Raw genomic sequence first — 291 nt, forward strand, 5'->3', positions numbered from 1 at the left:
ATATCGAAGTTTTCTTTGAGATATTCGATATCTTTGTGAGTGAGTTCGTTTCTGTAATATCTAAAAGACAAATCTTTAGCTACATCTTTATCAATACCAGCTTTAACGAGCTCAGAAAGTACCATTTTTTGAGTTATGATTGGATATGCCAATTCTTCCATAAAGATCTCCTCATAATATTATACACTATTTATTGAGATGTAAAAATGGTCATTGTGAAAGAGTGTAGTAAAAACTTAGCTGGTGTTGATAGTTAAAATCGTGTTTCGGATTAATGTAAATTTGAGCTTA

General features: G+C 30.2%; 1 protein-coding gene. It reads right to left on the reverse strand.

From position 1 onward, the window contains the following. Positions 1-161, reverse strand: a 161-nt coding sequence (gene bdr / locus U881_RS13085) for a Bdr family repetitive protein (RefSeq protein WP_235048179.1), incomplete at its 3' end; no start/stop codon positions are given. Positions 162-291 lie beyond the last annotated feature (130 nt).

The organism is Borrelia persica No12, assembly GCF_000500045.1.
In the GTDB taxonomy this organism is placed as follows: Bacteria; Spirochaetota; Spirochaetia; order Borreliales; family Borreliaceae; genus Borrelia; species Borrelia persica.